At 72.2% G+C, this 19,266-nt stretch carries 15 protein-coding genes; all 15 read left to right on the top strand.

The genetic code is table 11. The features are described from left to right. Nucleotides 1–2: 2 nt before the first annotated feature. Genes asnB through rfbC form a run of 15 tightly spaced genes read left to right on the top strand, consistent with a single transcriptional unit; the run spans nucleotide 3 to nucleotide 19,260 of the window. Nucleotides 3–1,937 (top strand): asparagine synthase (glutamine-hydrolyzing), encoded by a 1,935-nt coding sequence (gene asnB, locus ACFV2J_RS10220; RefSeq protein ID WP_385086422.1) that lies wholly within the window; start codon nucleotides 3–5, stop codon nucleotides 1,935–1,937. Nucleotides 1,938–1,966: 29 nt separating this feature from the next. Continuing rightward, nucleotides 1,967–4,189 (top strand): bi-domain-containing oxidoreductase, encoded by a 2,223-nt coding sequence (locus tag ACFV2J_RS10215; RefSeq protein ID WP_385086425.1) that lies wholly within the window; start codon nucleotides 1,967–1,969, stop codon nucleotides 4,187–4,189. Continuing rightward, the gene (locus tag ACFV2J_RS10210; protein ID WP_385086428.1) at nucleotides 4,186–6,180 is read left to right on the top strand and encodes an alginate lyase family protein; all 1,995 of its coding nucleotides are present in this window, start codon (nucleotides 4,186–4,188) and stop codon (nucleotides 6,178–6,180) included. Before ACFV2J_RS10215 ends, ACFV2J_RS10210 begins: the two co-directional genes overlap by 4 nt. Before the next feature lie 8 nt (nucleotides 6,181–6,188). Continuing rightward, nucleotides 6,189–7,709 carry a right-handed parallel beta-helix repeat-containing protein gene (locus ACFV2J_RS10205; protein ID WP_385086431.1) on the top strand — a complete coding sequence of 507 codons (1,521 nt, stop codon included), beginning with the start codon at nucleotides 6,189–6,191 and terminating at the stop codon, nucleotides 7,707–7,709. Between the two features lies 1 nt (nucleotide 7,710). Beyond that, a complete protein-coding gene (locus ACFV2J_RS10200) occupies nucleotides 7,711–8,943 on the top strand; it encodes an O-antigen ligase domain-containing protein (RefSeq protein WP_385086434.1) in 1,233 nt (410 codons plus the stop codon). Between the two features lie 2 nt (nucleotides 8,944–8,945). After that, complete coding sequence (locus ACFV2J_RS10195; protein WP_385438107.1) at nucleotides 8,946–10,220, top strand: glycosyltransferase; 1,275 nt, start codon at nucleotides 8,946–8,948, stop codon at nucleotides 10,218–10,220. After that, on the top strand, nucleotides 10,217–11,452 hold the full coding sequence (locus tag ACFV2J_RS10190; protein ID WP_385086437.1) for a class I SAM-dependent methyltransferase: 1,236 nt from the start codon (nucleotides 10,217–10,219) through the stop codon (nucleotides 11,450–11,452). Before ACFV2J_RS10195 ends, ACFV2J_RS10190 begins: the two co-directional genes overlap by 4 nt. After that, entirely contained in the window at nucleotides 11,449–12,276 is an 828-nt protein-coding gene (locus tag ACFV2J_RS10185) for a glucose-1-phosphate cytidylyltransferase (RefSeq protein ID WP_385086440.1), read from the top strand. Before ACFV2J_RS10190 ends, ACFV2J_RS10185 begins: the two co-directional genes overlap by 4 nt. Continuing rightward, on the top strand, nucleotides 12,273–12,920 hold the full coding sequence (locus ACFV2J_RS10180) for a PIG-L deacetylase family protein (RefSeq protein WP_385086443.1): 648 nt from the start codon (nucleotides 12,273–12,275) through the stop codon (nucleotides 12,918–12,920). The genes ACFV2J_RS10185 and ACFV2J_RS10180 overlap by 4 nt, the downstream gene beginning before the upstream one ends. Before the next feature lie 3 nt (nucleotides 12,921–12,923). Further along, complete coding sequence (locus tag ACFV2J_RS10175; RefSeq protein ID WP_385086446.1) at nucleotides 12,924–13,949, top strand: NAD-dependent epimerase/dehydratase family protein; 1,026 nt, start codon at nucleotides 12,924–12,926, stop codon at nucleotides 13,947–13,949. Next, nucleotides 13,946–15,220, top strand: a complete 1,275-nt coding sequence (locus tag ACFV2J_RS10170) for a DUF4910 domain-containing protein (RefSeq protein ID WP_385086449.1) — start codon at nucleotides 13,946–13,948, stop codon at nucleotides 15,218–15,220. The genes ACFV2J_RS10175 and ACFV2J_RS10170 overlap by 4 nt, the downstream gene beginning before the upstream one ends. Next, the gene (locus ACFV2J_RS10165) at nucleotides 15,217–16,524 is read left to right on the top strand and encodes a hypothetical protein (RefSeq protein WP_385438076.1); all 1,308 of its coding nucleotides are present in this window, start codon (nucleotides 15,217–15,219) and stop codon (nucleotides 16,522–16,524) included. Before ACFV2J_RS10170 ends, ACFV2J_RS10165 begins: the two co-directional genes overlap by 4 nt. Next, the gene (locus ACFV2J_RS10160; RefSeq protein ID WP_385438074.1) at nucleotides 16,521–17,468 is read left to right on the top strand and encodes a glycosyltransferase family 2 protein; all 948 of its coding nucleotides are present in this window, start codon (nucleotides 16,521–16,523) and stop codon (nucleotides 17,466–17,468) included. Before ACFV2J_RS10165 ends, ACFV2J_RS10160 begins: the two co-directional genes overlap by 4 nt. Then, nucleotides 17,465–18,712: a polysaccharide pyruvyl transferase family protein gene (locus tag ACFV2J_RS10155; protein WP_385438072.1), complete on the top strand. Its 1,248-nt coding sequence runs from the start codon at nucleotides 17,465–17,467 to the stop codon at nucleotides 18,710–18,712. Before ACFV2J_RS10160 ends, ACFV2J_RS10155 begins: the two co-directional genes overlap by 4 nt. Then, nucleotides 18,709–19,260, top strand: a complete 552-nt coding sequence (rfbC, locus tag ACFV2J_RS10150) for a dTDP-4-dehydrorhamnose 3,5-epimerase (protein ID WP_385087831.1) — start codon at nucleotides 18,709–18,711, stop codon at nucleotides 19,258–19,260. Before ACFV2J_RS10155 ends, rfbC begins: the two co-directional genes overlap by 4 nt. Nucleotides 19,261–19,266: the final 6 nt, after the last annotated feature.

Here is a 19,266-nt window from a genome sequence, read left to right as displayed (position 1 = left end):
ACATGTGTGGCGTCGCAGGCACGTACCTATGGCCGGACGGGAAGGCCGTGGCCGACCGGCTCACCGATGTCCTCGCCCACCGCGGTCCGGACGGGGCGGGCCGTTACAGCCACCCCGTCGGTGACGGCGAAGTACACCTCGGCCACCGCCGGCTGGCCATCGTCGACCTGTCCGAGACCGGCGCCCAGCCGATGGCCTCGGGCGGCCTCGTCCTGACGTACAACGGCGAGCTGTACAACGCGCCCGAGCTGCGTGCCGAACTGGCGGCCGCCGGGGTGCGCTTCCGCGGTACCTCCGACACCGAGGTGCTGCTGGAGGCCTGGCGGCGCTGGGGCACGGACTGCCTGCCCCGGCTGCGCGGCATGTTCGCGTTCGGGATCTTCGACGAGCGGACCGGTGAGCTGACGCTCGCCCGCGACCAGCTCGGCATCAAACCGCTGTTCCTGCTCCGGCGCGGCGGGGGTCTGGTGTTCGCCTCCGAGCTCAAGGCGCTCGCCGCCGTGACCGGCGGGTCGCTGGAGGTGGACCACGCGGCGCTGGTGGCCTCGCTCCTGTACTACTGGGTGCCGGACTCGCGCTGCGCGTTCCGCGAGGCGGAGAAGCTGCCGCCGGGAAGCTGGATCCGGTTCCGGCCCGACGGCGGGGTGGAGCGCGGCCGGTACTGGAACCTGCGGGAGGTCGCGTCCGAGGGCCGCGAGCGTGCCCTCAGCGGCGACCTGCCGGACATCGCCGCCGTCGTGGAGGAGTCGACCCGGCGCCATCTGCTCTCCGACGTGCCCGTGGCGACGTTCCTCTCCGGAGGGCTCGACTCCAGCTATCTGACCGCGCTGGCGGCCCGCGACCGGCCCGGGATCTCGGCCTACACGATCGGATTCCGCGCCGAGGACGCCAAGTTCGAGGCGATGCCGGACGACCTGCGCTACGCCCGGCAGGTGGCGGAGCAGTTCGGCGTCGACCTGCACGAGATCGAGATCGCTCCGAACGTACTCGACCTGCTGCCGCGGATGACGTACCACCTGGACGAGCCGATCGGCGACCCCGCCGCGATCAACACGTTCCTGATCTGTTCGGCCGCCCGGGAGGCCGGGGTCAAGGTGATGCTCTCGGGGATGGGTGCCGACGAGCTGTTCGCCGGCTACCGCAAGCACCTGGCCAACCTGCTCGCGCTGCGCTACCAGCGCGTCCCGCGGCCGCTGCGGCGCGGCCTGTCCGGGGCCGTGGACCGGCTGCCGGTCGCCTCGGCCCGCCGGGGGTACCGGTCGGTGCGTTTCGCGAAGCGGTTCCTCTCCTTCGCCGATCTGCCGGAGGAGACCGCGTTCCGGCGCAGCTACACCATGTACGACCAGGAGGAGTTGCTCGCCCTGGTCGATCCTGACCTGGCCGGGACGGTCGAGGACGTGCTGACCGAGCACGCGGACGTCTACCAGGACAACGACCTCGACGACTTCGTCAACCGCATGTGCCTGGGCGACGCCCGGATGTTCCTGCCGGGCCTGAACCTCGCCTACACGGACCGGTCGAGCATGGCCGCCTCGACCGAGGTGCGGGTGCCGTACGTGGACGTCGAGGTGGTCAGGGCGGCGTTCGCCGTGCCCGGTGATCGCAAGATCGTCGGACGGCAGGGCAAGGCCGTCCTCAAGGAGGCGGCCACCTCGATCCTGCCGCGGGAGATCGTGTACCGGCCCAAGGGCCTGTTCAGCGCCCCCCTGCGCGCCTGGATGAGCCGGGATCTGGCACCGCTGGTGCGCGAGGTGGTCAACGACGGCGTGCTCGTCGGTTCCGGGCTCCTGCGCCGGGACGCGCTGGCGCGCATGGTCGCCGAGGACGCCGCCGGGCAGCGGGACTTCTCCAAGCATCTGTGGCATGTGCTGACCCTCGAGTACTGGTACCGCGACGCGATCTCCGGGTCCGGCCGAAGCGCTCGCTCGGCGGCGTAGAAGACGGCGTAGAAACAAGGGGACTTCGGGTGAAACAGGTTGTACAGAACTACAAGAGCGGCGAGCTGGCGGTGCTCGACGTGCCGGTGCCGGGGTGCAAGCCGGGCGGAGTGCTGGTCCGCAGCGCCTACTCGCTGATCTCCACCGGGACCGAGCTCATGAAGGTGTCCGAGGCCGGCATGTCGATGCTGGGCAAGGCCCGTTCCCGGCCGGACCAGGTGGCCAAGGTCATGCAGAGCGTGGCCACCAACGGGGTGCCCGCCACCTACCGCAAGGTGATGGGCAAGCTGGACTCCTACACGCCGCTGGGCTACTCGCTGTGCGGGGTGGTCGAGCAGGTCGGCACCGGGATCGACGACGTGAAGGTCGGCGACCTCGTGGCCTGCGCCGGCAACGAGCACGCGCTGCACGCCGAGCTGAACTGGGTGCCCCGGAACCTCTACGCGCCGGTGCCGGACGGTCTCGCGCCACGGCACGCGGCCTTCGGCACCGTCGGGTCGATCGCGATGCAGGGCGTCCGCCAGGGTGAGCCGCAGCTCGGCGAGGTGGCGCTGGTCATCGGCCTCGGGCTGATCGGGCAGCTGGTGGTGCAGCTCCTCGCCGCCTCGGGGGTCCGCGTCGTCGGGGTCGACCCCGACCCGGCGCGCTGCGAGCTCGCCGAGCGGGTGGGCGCCGCGGCCTGCGGCGATCCCGCGTCCGCGGCCGTGGAGGCCGCCGTCGCCGAACTCACCGGCGGTCACGGCGTGGACCAGGTGTACCTGGCCGCCGGCGGGAGCAGCAACCAGCCCGTCGAGCTGGCCGCCCGGCTCTGCCGGGACCGCGGCCGGGTCGTCGACATCGGCAAGTGCCGCCTGGACCTGCCGTGGAACGCGTACTACGAGAAGGAGCTCGACGTCCGCTTCTCGCGCTCGTACGGCCCCGGGCGCTACGACCCGGAGTACGAGCTCGAAGGGCGGGACTACCCGATCGGCTATGTGCGCTGGACCGAGCGCCGCAACCTGGCGTGCTTCCTCGATCTCATGGCCCGCGGCCGCGTCGACGTGGAGCCCCTGGTCTCCCACGTCGCCGAGTTCGACGACGCCGTCGACACGTACCGGCGCCTGAAGGACGGTGACCTGAAGGCCGTGGCCGTGCTGTTCCGGTACCCCGGGCGGAAGGACGAAGCGGGGGAAGCGGGGGAAGCGGGAGAAGCGCTGGCCCCGGTGCAGGCCGTGCCCGCGGTGCGGCGCGGCGGCGGGGCGTCCGCCCCGGCCCGGTCCGCCCAGGCGCCGGTGAAGCTGGCGTTCGTCGGCGCGGGGAACTACGCGACGTCGATGCTGCTGCCGCACCTGGCACAGCGCGACGGCGTCGAGTTGTCCACGGTCGTCACCACGACGGCGCTGTCCGCGGCCAACGCGCAGCGGAAGTTCGGCTTCGCCGAGGCGACCACCGATCTCGACGCCGTGCTCGGCGACAAGGACATCGACGCGGTGTTCGTCGTCACCCGGCACAGCTCGCACGCCGAACTGACCCGGAAGGCGCTGCTGGCCGGCAAGACGGTGTTCGTGGAGAAGCCGTTGGCGCTCACCGAGGACGAGCTGGCCGGGGTGCTCGCGGCGGTGGAGGAGTCCGGCAACGACCGGCTCCAGGTGGGCTTCAACCGCCGGTTCGCGCCGCTGTTGCAGGAGGCCAAGAAGCGGTTCGGAGCCCGGACCGGTCCGGCGAGCGTCCGCTACCTGGTCAACGCGGGCCGGTTGCAGCACGGCAGCTGGTACCTCCAGCAGGGCACGGAGGGCTCGCGGTTCGCCGGCGAGGGCGGACACTTCATCGACACGGTGAGCTGGCTGCTGGACGCCGACCCGGTGTCGGTGTACGCGGTCGCCCCGTCCGGCAACGAGGACCTCCAGGTCCTGCTGCGCTACCCGGACGGGTCCACCGCCACCATCAGCTACGTCACCACCGGCGCGGCCGGCTTCCCCAAGGAGACGCTGGACCTGGTCGCGGACGGCAAGGTGCTGCGGCTCGACGACTTCGTCCGTGCCTCGCTGTACGCGGACGGCACGGCCGGCCGCAAGCGGTGGGTCAGTTCCCGGCTGCCCAAGGCCAGGGACAAGGGCCAGTCCGCCGAGCTGGCCGCGTTCGTCAAGGCCGTGCGGACCGGGGGGCCGATGCCGGTGCCGCTGGAGTCGCTGGTCGCCACCACGTCGGCCACCCTCGCCGTGCAGGCCGGCCTGGTCGGCGGCGCGCCGGTGACGCTGGCGAGGGCCCGATGACCGTGAGCTCGGGGAGTCCGGGCTGGTACCTGCGGCGGCTGTCCCGGATGGGACCGCGGGAGGTCGGCGGCCGGGCGGGCGACGCGCTGCGCAGACGGCGGTGGCGGTCCGCGCGCCCCGACTGCCCGACCGTGACCGGCGCCCGGTTCACCGCGGTGCTGCCCGCCGGGACGATCGCCGCGATACCTCCGGACGCCGCGAAACGTCTCGTCGCCGAGGCGGACCGGCTGATGTACGGGCACATCGAGTACTTCGGGGTGGTCCGCGACGACCTGGACGACCCCGACTGGTGGTGCGACCCGAAGACGGGGCGCCGGGCTCCCTGGGGCTACGCCTTCGACGTGCCGTACCGGGACGAGGACACGGTCGGGGACATCAAGCAGATCTGGGAGCTGTCCCGGCATCAGTACCTCACCGTGCTCGCCGCCGCCTACGCGATCACCGGGGAGGAGCGGTACGCCGAGCGGGTGGCCGAGCACCTGCGGTCCTGGTGGACGGCCAACCCGCCGCTGCGCGGCGTGCACTGGATCAGCGGCATCGAGCTGGGCATCCGGCTGCTGTCCTGGGTGTGGATCCGCCGGCTGCTCGACGGCTGGCCGGGCGCGGCCGGGCTGTTCGAGGACAACCCGGTGGCGCTGAACCAGATCTGGCACCACCAGCGCTGGCTGGCCGCCTTCCCCAGCCGTGGGTCCTCGGCGAACAACCACGTCATCGCCGAGGCCGCCGGGCAGTTCGCCGCGGCCTGCGCGTTCGGGTGGTTCCCCTCCTCGGCGCGTTGGCGGGCCGACTCGCTGCGGTCGCTGGAGCGGCATGTGCGCTCCAACACCTTCGACTCCGGCCTCAACCGCGAACTGGCCACCGAATATCACGGACTGGTGCTGGAGCTCGGTCTGGCCGCCGTGGCCGAGGCGGACGCCGCGGGCGTGCAGGTCCCCGCGTCGATCCGGCTGGTACTGCTGCGGATGACCGACGCGCTCGCGGCCGTCGTGGACAACCGGATACGGCCGCCGCGCCAGGGGGACGCGGACGACGGGCACGGGCTGGTCGTGGACGGCGCGGGCACCGACCGCTGGGCCTCGTTGCTGGCCACCGGTGACGCCGTGTTCGGCCGGCTCGCCTGGTGGCCGACGGTGACCGGCACCGATGTGCGCACCCCGCTGCTGGCCGCGCTCATCCGGCCGTACGCGGAGAACAGCACCGCCCCGGCCGTGACCCGCCCGGCAGGCCGGCCGGCCCATTTCGCCGACGCGGGCATGACCATCCTGCGCGGTCCGGGGGAGATCTGGTGCCGCTGCGACGGCGGTCCGCACGGGTTCCTGTCCATCGCGGCGCACGGCCACGCGGACGCGCTGTCCGTGGAGGTCCGGCACGACGGGGTCGACGTGCTCGCCGACCCGGGGACGTACTGCTACCACGGGCAGCCCGAGTGGCGGGAGTACTTCCGCTCGACCCTCGGCCACAACACCCTGCAACTGGACGGCGCCGACCAGTCCGTCTCCGGCGGACCGTTCCTGTGGACCCGGCACGCCCGCAGCCGCGTCCTGACCGCCGACGCCTCGGACGCCTCGGACGCCTCGGACGCCTCGGACGAGGCAACGAGCAGCTGGTGTGCCGAGCACGACGGCTACCAGCGCTCCGTGCACCGCCGCCGGGTGGAACTGGCGTCCGCGAGCCGGGAGTTGACGGTCGTCGACGAGGTGAGCGGCCCGCGCCGTGCCGTACGCCTGGCGTTCCACCTCGGCCCGGCGATCGCCGCGGACCTGACGGGCGACCGTGCCCTGCTCACCTGGACCCGGGACGGCGAGGACCGCTCCGCGGTGCTCGACCTGCCAGGGCAGCTGAGCTGGCAAGCGCATCGCGGCGAGAGCGATCCGCCGCTGGGCTGGTACTCCGCCGGCTTCGGGCGCAAGGAACCCGCCACCACGCTGGTCGGCACCGGCTTCGTCGACGGCACGGAGGGGTTCACCACCGTGCTCAGGTTCCGCGGCTAGGGGGGCGTGTGGGGAGCAAGAAGCGGCACTGGGCACTGGCGGCGGCACCGCTGGCGCTGGCCCTGCTGGCGGCGACCGGCTGCGAGAGCACGCCGGGCGCCCGGGCAAAGCCGGCCGCCGCGCCGTCCACGCCCGTGGCCGGGGTGTGCGCCAAGCCCGGGGCCGGGCCGGCGAAGGCACCGGCGGGCGCGGTGACCGTCGACCCCGGGGTGGTCGGTGACCTGGCGGCGAAGACCAAGAGCAGCCCGCCGAACACCACGTTCTGGCTTCGCCCGGGCGAGCACAGGCTCGAACCGGACCGCTACGCCCAGGTCATCCCCAAGGAGGGGGACAGCTACCTCGGTGCGCCGGGCGCGGTGCTCGACGGCCGGAAGAAGAACCAGTACGCGTTCGGCGGTACCGCCCGCGACGTCACCATCCGCTACCTGACCGTGCGGAATTTCGCCGCGCCGCGCGACGAGGGCGTGGTCAACCACGACTCGGCCGACGGGTGGGTGATCGAGCACGCGACGGTCCGGGACAACTCCGGCGCCGGACTGATGGCCGGTGCCCACCAGGAGGTCCGCGCCAGTTGCCTGCGCGACAACGGCCAGTACGGCATGAACGCGTACAAGGCCGACGGCCGTATCAGCGGCCTGGTGGTCGAGGGCAACGAGATCGTGGGCAACAACACCGACGACTGGGAACGGCGGCGGCAGGGCTGCGGCTGCACCGGAGGCATCAAGTTCTGGGCCGTCGACGGCGCCGACATTCGGGGCAACTGGGTGCACGACAACCGCGGAGCCGGGTTGTGGGCGGACACCAACAACAACGACTTCCGCATCGAGGACAACGTGCTCGAAGCCAACGACGGGGCCGCGCTGATCTACGAGACCAGCTACAACGCTGTCATCCGGAAGAACACGATCCGGCGGAACAACTGGGTCGAGGGCCGCAAGTACGCCGACCGCGGCGACAACTTCCCGTTCGCGACCGTCTACCTGTCGGAGTCCGGCGGCGAACCACGGATCCGGGCCCGCACGGACAAGATCGACATCTATCGGAACGTGCTGGAGAACAACTGGTCCGGGATCACCCTGTGGGAGAACGCCGACCGGTTCTGCAACAGCCCGGCCAACACCTCCTCCGGTGACTGCACGTTGCTGGTGAAGGACACCGACCGCTGCGCACAGCCGGCGATCGCCACCGCGCCGCTCTACGCCGACTGCCGGTGGAAGACGCAGCGGGTGGACATCCACGGCAACCGCTTCGTGCTGGACAAGTCCGTCGTCGACTGCACGGTGAAGTGCGACCGCATGGCGGTGCTGGCCAACTACGGCACCTATCCGGACTGGTCGCCGTACCAGGGCGAGCGGGTGGCCGAGGCGATCACCGGCAAGCAGCACAACCGCTGGCACGACAACGTCTACGTCGGACCGTGGAAGTTCGTCGCCCACGACCCGAGCCGAATCCTCGACTCCGGGCAGTGGCAGGGCACGCCGTACCAGCAGGACGCGGGCAGCACCTTCCGCGCACAGGACGGTGGTTGAGATGGGCGCGGACCGCACGCCGAAGATCATCGGGACAGTCTGGGGGCTGCTGGTCCTCAACACGCTCGGCTCCGCCGGGGCGAAGACCATCGTCCCGCTGCCCCGCTCCCTCATCCAGATGGTCACCATGGGCGCGCTGGTCGCCGCGTTCGCGCTGGCGCTCGTGGTCAATCTGCGGCTGCGCATCCGAGCCAGCGCCTTCCTGTTCCTGCTCACCCTGCTGCTGGTGGCGAGCGTGATCTCCAGCGCGCACCTGGAATCCGGGTTCGGCGCGCTGTTCCGCTGCTTCCGGCTGGCTCTCTTCGTCGGCACGCTGTGGCTGCTCAGCCGCTGGTGGGACGGCGGCCCGACGTTCGTCCGGCACCACATCCGGATGTACCTGGCGGTGCTCGGGACGGTCGCCGCCGGCCTGATCGCCTCACCGGGCGCGGCGCTGCCCGATCTCTACGGCGGGCGGCTGGTCGGAGCGTTGTGGCCGCTCACCCCGCCGCAGATCGGACAGTACGCGGCGGTGATCATCGGGCTCACCGTGCTGCTCCTCCTGGGCCGCCGGACCGACAGGACCAGCGCGGCCCTGGTCATCGTGCCGTCACTCGTCCTGCTCGCCCTGACCCATACCCGCACGGCCACGCTCGGCCTGCTCATCGGGCTGGCGCTGGCGATCGGCTCGCTCGTCCTGACCAGCGCCGCCGCCCGCCGGTTCTTCACCTGGGCGGTGGTGGTCGGCACGGTGGCCGCGGTGGGGTTCGCGTCCGCGCTGCAGACGTGGTTCCTGCGCGGACAGAGCCAGGAGAACTTCTCCAGTCTCACCGGCAGGGCCAAGGTCTGGCACGCCCTGCTGGCGGCACCCCGGACGACCTCGGAGTACCTGTTCGGCGTGGGCCTGGGCGACAAGTCGTACAACGGGCTGCCGATCGACAACAGCTGGCTGGCCGTCTACAACGAGCAGGGGATGACCGGCGTCGCCCTGGTGGCGGCGATCGTCATCGTGCTGGGCGCCGTCGCGCTGCTGCGGCCGCCCTCGCTCTCCAGGGCCTGCGCGATCTTCCTGATCAGCTACTGCGCGATCGCGTCGTACACCGAGGCCGGACTGGGCGACGCCTCGCCGTATCTGCTGCACCTGGCCGTGGCCGCGTCGCTGCTGACGGCACCCGCCGCGGCCGCTCCCCTCCCGGCGCCCGTACTCCCCCGGCGGCACATCCCACGATGGGCCCAGAGATCGGAGGTGACGTGAGCATGCACGTCCTGGTGGTGCACAACCGCTACGCCTCGGCACAGCCGAGCGGGGAGAACAAGGTCGTCGACCAGGAGGTGGCGCTGCTGCGCGAGGCCGGCCACCAGGTCGGGGTGTTCGAGCGGCGCAGCGACGACATCGCCGCCCGCTCCCTGCCGCGCAAGGCCGCGATACCGCTGCTGGTGCCGTGGAACCCGGCGGTCCGCGCGGAGCTCGCCGCCCGGCTGCGCACCGAGCGGCCGGACGTGGTGCACGTCCACAACGTCTTCCCGCTCCTGTCGCCCGCGGTGCTGGCCGCCTGCGCCGACGCGGGCGTGCCCGCCGTCGCCACCCTGCACAACTACACCCAGGTCTGCCCGCCCGGCACGTTGCAGCGGGACGGCCGGCCGTGCACCGAGTGCGTCGGGTCCGCGCCGCTGCCCGCCGTCCGGCACGGCTGCTACCGGAACTCCCGGCTGGCGACGGTGCCGCTCGCGGTCAGCCTGTCGGTCAACCGGCGGCGGTGGTGGTCCGGTGTGGACCGGTTCTTCTGCATCTCCGCGGCGCAGCGCGACGTCCTGGTGCGGGCCGGCATGCCCTCCGAGCGACTGGTGGTGAAGCACAACTTCGTGCCCGAACCGGGTGCCCGCCGGGAGGGCGCCGGCGAGCATCTGCTCTATCTCGGCCGGCTCGCGGAGGCCAAGGGCGTGCGGCTGCTCATGGCCGCGTGGGACGAACTCGCCGCCGGCGGCGGTGTGGGCGTGCCGCTCGTGATCGCCGGTACGGGGCCGCTGGAGCCCGAGGTGACCGCCTGGGCGGCGGGCCGGGACGACGTCCGCTACGTAGGTCTCTACGACACGGCGGAGTGCCGGAAGGCGATCGCGCGGGCGGTCGCCGTGGTGGCTCCCTCGACGTGGCTGGAGGCGTTCGGCCTGGTGGTCGTCGAGGCGATGGCGGCCGGGGTCCCGACCGTCGCCGCCGGTCACGGCGCCTTCGTCGAACTCGTCGCGGACGGGGTGACCGGTCTGCTGCACCGGCCGGGCGAGGCCGACTCCCTCGCGTCCTGTCTGCGCCGGATCACGGCCGAGCCGGACCGCAACCAGGAGATGGGCCAGGCGGCCCGACGCCGTTACGAGCAGGGGTTCAGCCCTGCCGTCGGCCTCGATCGCCTGCTGGAGGGGTACCGCACCGCGATCGCGGTGCGGTCCGGCGGCGGGGACAGCCCGTCGCCGGTAGGGGAGAAAAGTACTGGCTCGCGGCGGGTGCACCCGCGCGAGCGGAATGGGGGCAGTAGATGACACGATGCCGACTCTGCGGCTCGGCGGCGCTGGCGAGCGTCGTCGATCTGGGGGCGACCCCGCCGTGCGAGAGCTTTCTCGCCGCGGACCGACTGGACCAGCCGGAACCGGCGTACCCGCTGCACCTGCGGGTCTGCACCGACTGCTGGCTCGCGCAGATCCCTCCGCTGATCACGCCGGAGGAGACGTTCAGCGAGTACGCGTACTTCTCCTCCTTCTCCACCTCCTGGGTGGAGCACGCGCGCACGTTCGTCGCCGACGCCGTCGAGCGGGTGGGGCTCGGCACCGACGCCTTCGTGGTCGAGGTCGCGAGCAACGACGGGTACCTGCTGAAGCACGTGGTGGACCGGGGGATCCGCTGCCTGGGCGTCGAGCCGTCGGTGAACGTCGGCGCCGCGGCGCGGGACGCGGGTGTGCCCACGCTCACGGAGTTCCTGTCCCCCGACACCGGGGCGGCCGTCCGCGCCGAGCACGGCCCGGCGGACCTGGTCGTGGCCAACAACGTGTACGCGCACATCCCCGACGTGGTCGGGTTCACCCAGGGGCTGCGTGCCCTGGTGGCCGACGACGGCTGGGTCTCCGTCGAGGTGCAGCACCTGCTGACCCTGATCGAGGAGAACCAGTACGACACGATCTACCACGAGCACTTCCAGTACTACACGGTCGCGTCCGCGATCCGGGCGCTGGCGAGCGGCGGACTCACGCTCGTGGACGTCGAGTTGCTGCCCACGCACGGCGGCTCCATCCGGCTGTGGGCCCGTCCGGCCGAGGTGGCCGGCGAGCCCTCCGCCCGCGTGGCCGACGTCCTGGACCGGGAGAAGGCGGCCGGACTCCAGGAGCTGTCCGGGTACACCGAGTTCTCCGCCCGCGTGGCCAAGGTGCGCCGGGACCTGCTGCGGTTCCTCATCGACGCGGCCGAGCGCGGCGAGCGGGTCGTCGGCTACGGCGCCCCGGGCAAGGGCAACACACTGCTCAACCACTGCGGCATCCGGCCCGACCTGCTCGCGTACACGGTCGACCGCAACCCCTACAAGCACGGCAGGTTCACCCCGGGCACCCGCATCCCGATCCTGCCGCCCGAGCAGATAGCCGCCGACAGACCCGACTACGTCCTCGTCCTCCCGTGGAACCTGCGGGACGAGCTGGTCGAGCAGCTGTCCTTCGTGCACGAGTGGGGCGGCCGGCTGGTCTTCCCCATCCCGGAACTGAGCATTGTCGAGGTCGCGTCGTGAAGGTCGTCCTGTTCTGCGGCGGTTACGGGCTGCGCATGCGCAGCGGAGCCTCCGACGACATGCCCAAGCCGATGGCGATGGTCGGACCGCGTCCGCTGATCTGGCACGTCATGCGCTACTACGCGTACTTCGGGCACACGGAGTTCATCCTGTGCCTCGGGTACGGGGCGCACCACATCAAGAACTTCTTCCTCAACTACGAGGAGACGACGTCCAACGACTTCGTGCTGCGGGGCGGGCGGACCGAGCTGCTGTCCACCGACATCGCCGACTGGACGATCACGTTCGCGCAGACCGGTATCGAGTCGCCGATCGGGGAGCGGCTGCGCCGGGTGCGGCACCATCTGGACGGCGACGAGATGTTCCTCGCGAACTACGCCGACGTGCTCACCGACGCGCCGCTGCCGGAGATGATCGACCGGTTCGCCCGGCGCGACGCCGGCGCGTCGATGATGGTGGTGCCGCCGCAGTCGTCGTTCCACTGCGTGGACCTGGGCGAGGACGGCCTGGTGGGGGGCATCACCGCGGTGAGCGACATGCCGCTGTGGGAGAACGGCGGCTACTTCGTGCTCCGCCAGGAGGTCTTCGACCACATTCCGGAGAACGGGGACCTGGTCGCCGACGGATGTGCCCAACTGGCCAAGCGCGGACGGTTGGTGGCGCATCAGCACCGCGGCTTCTGGAAGCCGACCGACACCGTGAAGGAGCGGGCGGCGCTCGACGACGCGTACGCCCGCGGCGACCGCCCGTGGGCCGTGTGGGAACACGACGGCGCGGGAGCGGGCGCGGCCGGCGGCACGTACGGCGCCGGAGCGAGCACGTGATCCGGCTCGGCGCCGGGCGCCTGGACCGGATCGTCGCGGTGGGGGCGCACTGCGACGACATCGCCATCGGCGCCGGCGGCACGCTGCTGACGCTGTGCCTCGCGCGGCCGGGTGTCCGCGTCGACGCGCTGGTGCTCTCCGGCGGTGGCGGCGAGCGGGAGCAGGAGGAGCGGGCCGCGCTCACCGCCTTCTGCCCGGGCGCCGATCTGCGGCTGACCGTGCTCAAACTGCCGGACGGCCGGATGCCCGCGCACTGGGACGAGGCCAAGGCCGCCGTCGAGGAGCTGCGGCTGCGGACCGAGCCGGACCTGGTCCTCGCCCCGCGTACCGACGACGCGCACCAGGATCACCGCGGTCTCGCGCGGCTGCTGCCCACCGCGTTCCGCGACCACCTCGTGCTCGGCTACGAGATCGTCAAGTGGGACGGCGATCTCGGCCGTCCGGCGGTGTACCAGCCGCTGACGCCGGAGGCCGCCGAGGAGAAGGTGCGGCTGCTGGAGGAGCACTACCCCTCACAGCGGCACCGCTCCTGGTACGACCGGGAAGCCTTCCTCGGGCTGGCCCGGATCCGCGGTATCGAATGCAACGCGCGCTACGCCGAGGCGTTCGCCGTCACCAAACTCATGCTCGATCTGGGGGAATGAACCTTGCGCGTACTGCTGACCGGACACCAGGGCTACCTGGGCACCGTGATGGCCCCGGTACTGACGGCCGCCGGACACGAGGTCGTCGGTCTCGACGCCGGCCTCTTCGCCGACTGCGTGCTGGGCCCGGCGCCCGCGGACCCCCCGGGGCACCGGGTGGACCTGCGCGACGTGACGGCCGAGCACGTGGCCGGGGTGGACGCCGTGATCCACCTGGCCGCCCTCTCCAACGACCCGCTGGGATCGCTGGCGCCGGAGCTCACCTACGACATCAACCACCACGCGTCCGTGCGGCTGGCCCGGCTGGCCCGCGACGCCGGGGTGCGGCGCTTCCTGTACGCGTCGACCTGCTCCGTCTACGGCGCCTCCGGCGGCGCCGACCTGGTGGGCGAGGACGCCCCGCTGCGGCCGGTGACGCCGTACGCGGAGTCGAAGGTGCGCGTGGAGGACGACCTGCACGCGCTGGCCGACGGCGACTTCACCCCGGTGTTCATGCGCAACGCCACCGCCTTCGGCCACTCGCCGCGGCTGCGTGCCGACATCGTGCTGAACAACCTGGTGGGCCACGCGCTCCTGTCCGGCGAGGTGCTGGTGCTCTCCGACGGCTCCCCCTGGCGCCCGCTGGTGCACGCCGCCGACATCGCGCGGGCCTTCACGGCCGCGCTGACCGCGCCGCGCGAGGCGGTGCACGACCGGGCGTTCAACATCGGCAGCGAGATCAACAACGTCACGGTCGCCGAGATCGCCGAGCAGGTCGCCGAGGCGGTGGCCGGCTCGAAGGTGGTGATCACCGGGGAGAGCGGCGCCGATCCGCGGTCGTACCGGGTGGACTTCTCCCGGTTCCGCGCCGCGGTGCCCGGCTTCGACTGCGAGTGGACGGTGAAGCGGGGCGCGCTCGAACTCGCCGACGCCTACCAGAAGTACGGACTGACCCGGGAGGACTTCGAGCGCCGCTTCACCCGGCTGGCCGTGCTGCGCGCGGCGTCCGACGCCGGCGCCGTCGACGACACCCTGCGGTGGCGCCGATGACCGAGGCGGGCGAGGAGATGTACGCGCTGGTGGAGCGGTTGTACCCGCTGTGCCGGAGCATCACCGGCGACGGGGTGCGCGCCACCCTGGAGATCGTCGGCGAGTACGTACCGCTACAGGTGTACGAGGTGCCGACCGGGACCCAGGTGCTCGACTGGACGGTGCCGCAGGAGTGGAACATCAGGGACGCGTACGTCGCCGACCCGGCCGGCAATCGGGTCGTCGACTTCGCCGCGTCCAGTCTGCACGTGCTCGGCTACAGCGTGCCGGTGTCGGCGACCATGCCGCTGACCGAGCTCCGCGCGCACCTGCACACCCTTCCGGAGCACCCGGCCTGGGTGCCGTACCGCACCAGCTACTACACGCCGGAGTGGGGTTTCTGCCTGGCCCAGGAGACCTTGGACGCGCTGCCGGAGGGCGATTACGAGGTGCGCGTCGACTCCACACTCGCCGACGGTCACCTCACCTACGCCGAGCACGTGATCCCCGGGCAGGTCGCCGACGAGGTGATCGTCTCCTGCCACGTCTGCCACCCGTCGCTGGCCAACGACAACCTGGCGGGCATCGCGGTGGCGACGTTCCTGGCCCGGGCGCTGGCGCGCGAGACCCCGTACTACACGTACCGGTTCATCTACGCGCCCGGCACCATCGGAGCGATCACCTGGCTGGCCCGCAACGCGGAGCGGATCGAACGGGTCAAGCACGGGCTCGTCCTGGCCTGCGCCGGCGACCCGGGCCGGCTGACGTACAAACAGAGCAGGCGCGGCGACGCGGAGATCGACCGGGTGCTGCGGCATGTCCTGGACGCCTCCGAACGCCCGCACCGCATCACCGAGTTCACCCCGTACGGCTACGACGAGCGGCAGTTCTGCTCGCCCGGGTTCGATCTCGGCGTGGGCTCGCTCAGCCGGACCCCGTACGCCGGCTACCCCGAGTACCACACCTCGGCGGACAACCTGGACTTCGTCTCCCCGGAGGCGATGGCGGACACTCTCGCCCTCTGCCGTGAGGCGTTCACCGTCCTCGACCGCAACCGGCGGTACGTCAACCTCAGCCCCTACGGCGAACCACAGCTCGGCCGACGCGGGTTGTACGACTCCCTCGGCGGCCGCAGCGACGCGAAGCAGGCCCAGATGGCCATGCTCTGGGTGCTCAGCCTCTCCGACGGCGAGCACAGTCTGGTGGACGTCGCCGAGCGGTCCGGGCTGCCCTTCGACGCCGTCGCCGCCGCGGCCGACGCCCTGTGCGGCGCCGAACTGATCAAGGCATGACGCCGATGACCACCGAGGGGGAGAATCCGCGGACAACGGCGCAACCGGCCGGCTCGGCCCGGCGGGCCCTCGTCGGCCGGCTGTCCTGGGGACTGGCCGACCAGGCGGCCTCCAGCGTCAGCAACTTCGCGGTGGGCATCTACGTGGCCCGCTCGCTGGGGGTGACCGCGTTCGGCGTGTTCAGCCTCGCCTGGGTGACCTACGGCGTGGTGCTCAACGTCTCCCGCGGGCTGGCCACCGACCCGCTCGTGGTGCGCTTCAGCGGCGTACCGGACGCGTCCTGGCGCGGGGCTGTGGCCCGGTCGACGGGTACCGCGCTCGGCGTCGGCGCCGCCCTCGGCGCGGCATGTCTGGTGGCCGGGCTGGGGCTCGGCGGCCGCGTCGGGCCCGCGTTCGCCGCCCTCGGTGTCATGCTGCCAGGGCTGCTGCTCCAGGACGCCTGGCGGTTCTCGTTCTTCGCCGCCGGAGCAGGACGCAAGGCGTTCGTCAACGACGTCGTGTGGGGTGTCGCGCTCGTCCCGGCCATGGTGGTGGCGGCCCACGTGGGCACCGTGGCGGCCTTCGTGCTCGCCTGGGGCGCGTCCGCCACGGTGGCGGCGGGGTACGGCTACCTCCAGTCCGGCATCCTGCCCCGGACGACCCTGGCCCGCGGGTGGCTGCGCGAGCAGCGCGATCTCGGCTACCGGTACCTGGTCGAGAACGTCAGCCTCAGTGGCGCGAGCCAACTGCGGGCGTACGGCCTCGGTGCGATCGTCGGGGTGAGCGCGGTGGGCGCGGTGCGGGGCGCCGAGCTCCTGCTCGGCCCGTTCCTGGCGGTGCTCATGGGGCTCTCGCTGGTCACCGTCCCGGAGGCGGCACGGGTGCTGCGACAGGCCCCGCACCAACTGGGCAGGTTCTGCCTCCTCCTCGGCGGCGGGCAGGCCGCCGGAGCTCTGCTCTGGGGCTCGGCGCTGCTGCTGATGCCGGACCGGCTCGGTGAACTCGCACTCGGCGACGTCTGGCGCTCCTCCTCGCACCTCATCGTGCAGATCACCCTCAGCGTCGCGGGAGCGGGCCTCGGCACCGGCGCGGCGGCCGGGCTGCGCGCGCTCGGCGCGGCCCGGCGCAGCCTGCGCTGCCAGCTGTTCGCCTCCGCCTGCTACATCGGCGGCGGGCTCGGCGGGGCGGCCGTCGCCGGCACGGCCGGCTCGGCCTGGGGCGTCGCCGCCGCGACCGTCAGCGGCTCGGCCGTGTGGTGGCTGCAACTGCGGTCCGCCCTGCGCGAGCACCACCACAAACCCGTCCCCGAAGTGAGGACCTCATGACCGCCCGACCCAGGCTGAGCATCGGCCTGCCCGTGTACAACGGCGAGGAGTACCTGGCCGAGTCGTTCGACGCCCTGCTCGGGCAGACCTACGAGGACTTCGAGCTGGTCGTCTCCGACAACGCCTCGACCGACCGGACCCAGGAGATCTGCCGCGAGTACGCCGCGCGGGACCCACGCATCCGGTACCTCCGGCTGCCACGGAACATCGGTGCCACGCCGAACCACAACCACGTGCTCGCCGAGTCCCGCGGCGAGCTGTTCAAGTGGGCCTCGCACGACGACCTGTACGGCAGGGACCTGCTGCGGCGCTGCGTGGAGGCGCTGGACGAGCGGCCGGACATGATCCTCGCGCACACCGGCCAGGCGGTCATCGACGGCGACGGCCAGGTGAAGGTCCCCTACGAGTACACGCTCGCCACCGACTCCCCGCACGCCCCGGACCGCTTCCGCAGTCTGCTGTTCGAGCCGGGCGGCGACGACTTCTACGGGGTGATGCGGACCGACGTGCTGCGCCGAGTGAAACCGATGGACAGCTACCACCACGCGGACCGCACGTACGTCGCCGAGATCACCCTGCACGGCCCCTTCCACCAGGTGCCGGAACTGCTGTACTTCCGCCGGGACCACCCCACCCGCGCCGAGCGGGCGAACCCGTCCAAGCGCTCCCGGTGCGTCAACCTCGACCCGCGCCGGGCCGGACCGCTGCACCCGACACCCCGGCTGCTCGCCGAGTACGTCTGGGGCTTCGCCTCGGCGATCCGGCGGGCGCCGCTGTCCCCGGCCGACCGGCGCGCGTGCTATCGCCACCTGGCCGCGTGGATGACCAGCCGGGTCCGGCCGGGCGCCGGCGAGCGGGTCGAGGACCGTGCCCCGGTCGACCCGGCCCTGCTCACGGTCTCCGTCGACGCCCTCGTCGCCGGCCGTGAGGGGAGGCGGGCATGACGTCCGCGGACGGAACGCCGGTGCGCGTCGGGGTGTTCGGCCTGCTCGGCTCCGGCAACCTCGGCAACGACGGATCGCTCGAAGCCGTGCTCGGGTACCTCGGCGCCGAACACCCGGAGGCGGTCGTGGACGCGCTGTGCGGCGGCCCCGAGGCCGTGACGACCCGGTTCGGGATCCCCGCGACGCGGCTGCACTGGTACCGCGGGGAGTACCGGACCGCGTCGCGCGCGGGCGCGGTCGCGGCGAAGGGGCTGGGCAAGCTCGTCGACGTCTTCCGCACCGCCGCCTGGGTGCGCCGGCACGACGTGGTGATCGTGCCGGGCATGGGCGTCCTGGAGGCCACCCTGCCGCTGCGGCCGTGGGGCTTCCCGTACTCCCTGTTCCTGCTCTGCGCGAGCGGCCGGCTGCTGCGCACCCGGGTCGCGCTGGTCAGCGTCGGCGCCGCGCCGATCGGCAACCGGCCGACCCGGGCCCTGGTGCGCTGGTCGGCGCGGCTGGCCACCTACCGGTCGTACCGGGACGCGCAGTCCCGCGACGCGATGCGGGCGATGGGCGTGGACACCGCGCGCGACGAGGTCTACCCGGACCTCGCGTTCGCCCTGCCGGCCCCACGGGCGGGCGCGCCCTCGAACCCGTCGCTCCCGTCGGGTCCGGTCTGCGTCGGCGTCATGGACTTCCACGGCGGCAACGACGATCGCGCCCGGGCCGAAGAGATCTACCGGCGCTACCTCGACGGGACGGTCCGGTTCGTCCGCGCGCTCGTCGAGGAGGGCAGGGCCGTCCGGCTGCTCACCGGTGACGAGTGCGACGCGTCGGTGGTCGCCGCGATCCTCGACGCGGTGGACTCGCCGCTGGTCACCGCTGCCGAACCGGCCTCACTGGCCGACCTGATGAAGGAGATGGCGGCTGCCGAGACCGTGGTGGCGATCCGGTACCACAACCTGATCTGCGCGCTGAAGACCGGTACGCCGGTGCTCGCCCTCTGCTACGCGGCGAAGAGCGACGCGCTCATGGCGGAGAGGGGCCTCGGCGCGTTCTGCCACCCGGCGCGCGAGGTCGACGCCGACCGGCTGCTGGAACAGTTCCGTGCGCTGGAGAAGCGGTCGGCCGAACTGCGGCAGCTGCTCGCCGAGCGGAACCTGGACGCGGCCCGGCAACTCGACCACCAGTTCACCGCCTTGACCGCGGCCCTGTTCCCGGCGACCGACCACACCCACGCCCACGCTCGGCAGGAGTCTCCATGAAAGCGACCGAAGTCCCGGAGATCACCGGCGCGTTCCTCTTCGAGCCCACGCCGTACGCCGACGAACGCGGCTTCTTCTGCCGCACCTTCGACGCCGACGTGGTCCGCTCGGTGGGCCTGGATCCGCACGCCTTCGTCCAGGACAGCGTGTCCCGCTCGGTCCGCGGCGTGCTGCGCGGCCTGCACCTGCGCTCCGGCGCCGGCGAGGCCAAGCTGGTGCGGTGCTCGTACGGGAGGATCTTCGACGTCGTCGTGGACCTGCGGCCGGACTCTCCCACCTACCGCAACTGGGCCTCCTTCGAATTGTCAGGAGAAACACAACCAACTCTTTACATTCCCGCGGGATGCGCGCACGGTTTTCAAGCACTGACCGACACCGCAGACACCTCGTACCGCATCGACCGCCCGCACGATCCGGCCGAGGACGTGACCATCGCCTTCGACGACCCGGAACTCGCCATTCCGTGGCCGCTGCCGGTCGCACTGATGTCCCAACGGGACCGTGAGGCGCCGAGTCTCGCCGAGGTTCTGAAGCACCGAGAAAGTTGAGGTCCC

The sequence above is a fragment of the Streptomyces sp. NPDC059668 genome (genome assembly GCF_042734135.1).
Classification (GTDB): Bacteria; Actinomycetota; Actinomycetes; order Streptomycetales; family Streptomycetaceae; genus Streptomyces.
Note: the sequence above shows the minus strand (reverse complement) of the source record. Positions and strands in the feature narration are given on the sequence as shown.

Excerpts from the sequence above, each read along its gene's own strand:
- ACFV2J_RS10165 (WP_385438076.1), top strand. The coding sequence starts at position 15,217 with ATGACGCCGATGACCACCGAGGGGGAGAATCCGCGGACAACGGCGCAA.
- rfbC (WP_385087831.1), top strand. The coding sequence starts at position 18,709 with ATGAAAGCGACCGAAGTCCCGGAGATCACCGGCGCGTTCCTCTTCGAG.
- asnB (WP_385086422.1), top strand. The coding sequence starts at position 3 with ATGTGTGGCGTCGCAGGCACGTACCTATGGCCGGACGGGAAGGCCGTG.
- ACFV2J_RS10195 (WP_385438107.1), top strand. The coding sequence starts at position 8,946 with ATGCACGTCCTGGTGGTGCACAACCGCTACGCCTCGGCACAGCCGAGC.
- ACFV2J_RS10155 (WP_385438072.1), top strand. The coding sequence starts at position 17,465 with ATGACGTCCGCGGACGGAACGCCGGTGCGCGTCGGGGTGTTCGGCCTG.
- ACFV2J_RS10170 (WP_385086449.1), top strand. The coding sequence starts at position 13,946 with ATGACCGAGGCGGGCGAGGAGATGTACGCGCTGGTGGAGCGGTTGTAC.
- ACFV2J_RS10160 (WP_385438074.1), top strand. The coding sequence starts at position 16,521 with ATGACCGCCCGACCCAGGCTGAGCATCGGCCTGCCCGTGTACAACGGC.
- ACFV2J_RS10190 (WP_385086437.1), top strand. The coding sequence starts at position 10,217 with ATGACACGATGCCGACTCTGCGGCTCGGCGGCGCTGGCGAGCGTCGTC.
- ACFV2J_RS10210 (WP_385086428.1), top strand. The coding sequence starts at position 4,186 with ATGACCGTGAGCTCGGGGAGTCCGGGCTGGTACCTGCGGCGGCTGTCC.
- ACFV2J_RS10200 (WP_385086434.1), top strand. The coding sequence starts at position 7,711 with ATGGGCGCGGACCGCACGCCGAAGATCATCGGGACAGTCTGGGGGCTG.